4 protein-coding genes are annotated in these 3,952 nt (G+C 49.5%); all 4 read left to right on the top strand.

Annotated elements, in window-relative coordinates; translation table 11 throughout:
• Window positions 1-1,264, top strand: a 1,264-nt coding sequence (locus ENN47_08050; protein ID HDP78120.1) for a fucose isomerase, incomplete at its 5' end; no start/stop codon positions are given.
• Between the two features lie 44 nt (window positions 1,265-1,308).
• Entirely contained in the window at window positions 1,309-1,956 is a 648-nt protein-coding gene (locus ENN47_08055; protein ID HDP78121.1) for a transaldolase, read from the top strand.
• On the top strand, window positions 1,953-2,942 hold the full coding sequence (locus ENN47_08060; protein ID HDP78122.1) for a carbohydrate kinase: 990 nt from the start codon (window positions 1,953-1,955) through the stop codon (window positions 2,940-2,942). Before ENN47_08055 ends, ENN47_08060 begins: the two co-directional genes overlap by 4 nt.
• On the top strand, window positions 2,939-3,952 hold a 1,014-nt coding region (locus tag ENN47_08065), incomplete at its 3' end, for a rhamnulokinase (protein HDP78123.1). The genes ENN47_08060 and ENN47_08065, both read left to right, overlap by 4 nt.

Consider the following 3,952-nt stretch of genomic DNA (forward strand, 5'->3'; position numbering starts at 1 on the left):
CTGGAAGCCTTCGCTCGCGAAGAAAGCCGGCAAGGAACTGATGAAGGCCGAGGTTGAGGCCACGATATTTAACTACGCTATCTGGTGCTGGCCGCATCTTTCCGTGATGGCCTCGCTTTATGCACCAGGCCCCTTCCTCACCTATGGACAGATCAATCCCTCTTACCCGGGTATGGTAGGCCAGCTGGCGGCAGCAGGTGCCCTAGAACAGGTCGGAATAATGCCTGAAAGGGTATGGGGCAATCCAGAAGATTCGGATGTAATTGAAAGAGTAATGCACTTCTTGAGGGCTGCTTCGGCGGCCGCAAGGCTGAAAGGTGAAAGATACGGGATGTTCGGCGGCCGCCCGATGGGAATGTACACGGCTTCGGCCAACGGTGATCAGTGGCTTAAGGAGTTCGGTGTCGATGTGGAACAGATCGACCAGTATGAACTGGTAGTCAGGGCGGAAAAAGTACCAAAAGACGTCACAAAAGCAGCTAGAGAGTGGCTTGAAAAGCTTGCAACTGTAAAGTACGACGGCAAACAGCTTACACCTGAAAAACTGGAGAAGCAGATCGCGCTCTACGAGGCCGCGCTCAGTATCATAAAAGAGTACGAGCTGGATTTTGTTGGCTTCAAAGGTCAGCCCGAGATGACGAACAACTACGCAACGATGGACATAGTAGAGGCCTTCCTCAATGATCCGTACGACTGGCACGGTTCAAAGGAAACAATCGTTGCGGCTACCGAAACGGACATGGATGGAGCTCTGACCATGGAGATCTTCAAGCATATTGCTCAGTCTCCAGTTCTATTTGCAGACGTGAGACATTACTTCGAAGAAGAAAACCTGCTAGATCTCTGTAACTCGGGCACGCACGCGACTTATTTTGCAGGAAAATCTATGAATCCCGAAGACAATCTCAAACACGTAGAACTGTATCCCGAGGACTTCTACTTCCCTGCAGGAGGAGCTGCCGTAAAGCATTTCGCGGCACCTGGGCGAGTTACCCTTGCCAGGCTTGCGAGACAGAACGGCGAGTACATCATGACAATAGTACCGGGAGAGTTCGTTAAGCTCTCCGAAGCCGAAGAGAAGAAGCTGTCGGAGAAGGTCCAGATCGAATGGCCGCATGCATATGTGAAGCTGGATACGGACATGGAAACCTTCCTGAGATACTACCCGTGCAACCACACTCACGGTGTCTACGGCGATTTTGTAGAGGAACTGGTACAGTTCTGTGATATAAAAGGTATTGATTACCAGATTCTTGCAGAGTAAACTGCATTTCAAGACATATAGTTTCTTAAGAAAGGAGCCTGATAATGTTATACATTGACGGTATTTGCGAAAAGAGCGTTGAACTCGTTAAACAACCGGTTTTTGCCGGAATCACCACTAACCCTACAATACTGAAAAGAGATAGGCCGGGATGGGGTCTTATGGATGCAATGAAATTCCTCTCAAAGGTCCCGGGCGAGAGACACTTCGTTCAGGGTAGCCTCTCTTCGACCGATTGGATTCAAAAGGTGAAGGAATTCATAAAGAAGAGCGATTTCGATCCCGAATTCTTTATAATCAAACTGCCCTGGGATCCGCAGAAGGCTTCTACTATCGTCCCTCAGCTGAACGATATTGGAGTTGGAGTTTGTGCTACGGCCGTTTACACTTTACAGCAGTACTACGCAGCGGTCAGTATGGAAGTTGAGTATGTGGCCGTGTACTTCGACAGAATGATGAAGGCGAGTATAGATCCCGACTCGAGAATCACAGAGATGCTCGACATTGGCGACTGGCATTCAAACGCCCCTAGAATCATAGCGGCCAGCATCAAGGACATCGAGAGCGCCAACAAGCTAATCTCGCTTGGCGTTCATGATCTCACCTTGCCGATCGAAATCGCAGCCGAGTACATTAAAGGCAGTTTCCCGGCAGACGATCTCAACAGATTCGAGGAAGACTTCAAGTTATGAACGATCGGTCAAAACAGGTTCTTTGCTCCGGAGAGATTCTCTTCGATTTCATCTCGAGAGAACCTATGAAAGGCCTGGAGGGCACCACCCTGTTTGAAAAGAAACCGGGTGGTGCACCTTTCAACATATCTGTCGGTCTTCACAGACTGGGAGTTCCTATGGAATTTCTCGCCAAAATCGGCATGGACGAGTTTGGTAGCGCGCTTCTCGATTATCTTAAGTCTCTTGGAATATCTACCGGTTACGTGATTAGAGAACAGGGAACGAAGACACCTATAGCCTTTGCGGCTTTGGACGATGAGGGGAAGCCTGAATTCAGATTCTACTGGGATCACGCAGCCCATCTGTCACTCAAGTCAGAAGAAATAAGAGAGATAGACCCTCTGAACTTTTCTCTTTTCCATTTTGGCGCGATAGTTCTCCTTGAAGAGCCGTCGGCATCCACTTATCTGGAACTGTTCGAAAGGTTCAGTTCAAGAGGAGTCAAAACTTCATTCGACCCCAACATTCGAAGAAGCGCAATAGAAGATCACGATTCATTCAGGACCATAGTCAGAGAAATCATATCCAGGGTCGACATTCTCAAGCTCAGCGACGACGATCTGCTATATATATGTGACAGCGACAATCTCGATGAGGCTCTGTCTCGGCTCGAAGTCAGACCGGACACGCTCGTCTTTATCACCCTCGGAAGCAGAGGATCCACTGTTTATCGCGGAAAGACATCCGTGAGGAGAGAGGGTTTCAAAGTAAGAGTGGCCGAGACCACCGGTTGCGGGGACTCTTTCATGGCCGCAGTAATCTCGAGGCTCTACAATATGGACGACGAAGAACTGCGTGATCTTACCGAAGAAGATCTGGGAAGCATTCTCGCTTTTGCCAACGCAGAGGCGGCGATCGTCGCGACAAGATATGGCGGAGCAAGCTCAATGCCAACCGAAAGCGAAGTGAACCAGTTCCTGAAGGAGCGGGGTGTAGATCGTTGATCGGATTCCTCGCAATAGACATCGGCGCCTCCAGCGGCAAGGCCTTCGTCGGAAAGTATGGTCGAAAGAGGCTGGTTCTGGAAGAAGTACATCGCTTTTCGAATGAGCCTATTCATGTCGCGGGTTCGACTCACTGGAACCTCATTTCTCTTTACAGGAATGTCTTGGACAGCATTAAGGTGGCTTCAGCTCTGGGAATTGAGATTCGCAGCGTAGGAATTGACACCTGGGGAGTGGATTTCGGTCTCATCGACAGTTCCGGCTCGATTCAGGGCGATCCCAGACATTACAGAGATATGTTCAAAGACGATTCCATGGATTACGCAATAAAGAAGGCCGGTAAGCGATGGATCTTCGACAGAGCTCCAACACAGTTTCAGCCATTCAACACTCTATACCAGCTTATATCTCTAAAGCGCAAGAACAGCCGTCACCTTAAGAAGGCAGATGCCCTCCTCCCGATGCCTTCACTCCTGACATATTTCCTCACAGGAGAGAAACTGACAGAATTCACTTTCGCCACAACTACACAGATCTTCGATCCCGATCGGAATGGTTGGAGTGATGAGCTGATGAGTTTCTTCGATCTACCCGAGATAATGACTCCTATTGTAGATCCCGGGGAAATCGCCGGAGAACTTCTCCCCTCACTCTCGAAAGAGCTTGGCATAAGGGGCATGAAGGTCATTCTCCCTGCAACCCACGACACGGCATCGGCCGTATCGTCCATGGATCTTTCAGATAATTCGATGTTCGTCAGTGCCGGAACCTGGTGCCTGGAAGGGGTGTTGATCGACAAGCCTTCAAGAAATGATGATGTCATCGAAAACAACCTTGCCAACGAGGGCTGCTACGGAAGGAAGTACCGCCTGCTAAAGAATTTAACCGGCCTCTGGTTGGTTCAGGAGCTCCTCAGGGAATGGAGGAAATCGGACCCTAATCTCGATCATTATGCGTTGACCAAGATGGCGCAGACCGCCAGAAGCTATGAGAGAAAAATAGATGTCGAA

The sequence above is a fragment of the Mesotoga infera genome (assembly GCA_011045915.1).
GTDB lineage: Bacteria > Thermotogota > Thermotogae > Petrotogales > Kosmotogaceae > Mesotoga > Mesotoga infera_D.

What these genes read in the sequence shown, in the direction of transcription:
- ENN47_08055 (HDP78121.1), top strand. Translation starts at nt 1,309, where the DNA reads ATGTTATACATTGACGGTATTTGCGAAAAGAGCGTTGAACTCGTTAAA.
- ENN47_08060 (HDP78122.1), top strand. Translation starts at nt 1,953, where the DNA reads ATGAACGATCGGTCAAAACAGGTTCTTTGCTCCGGAGAGATTCTCTTC.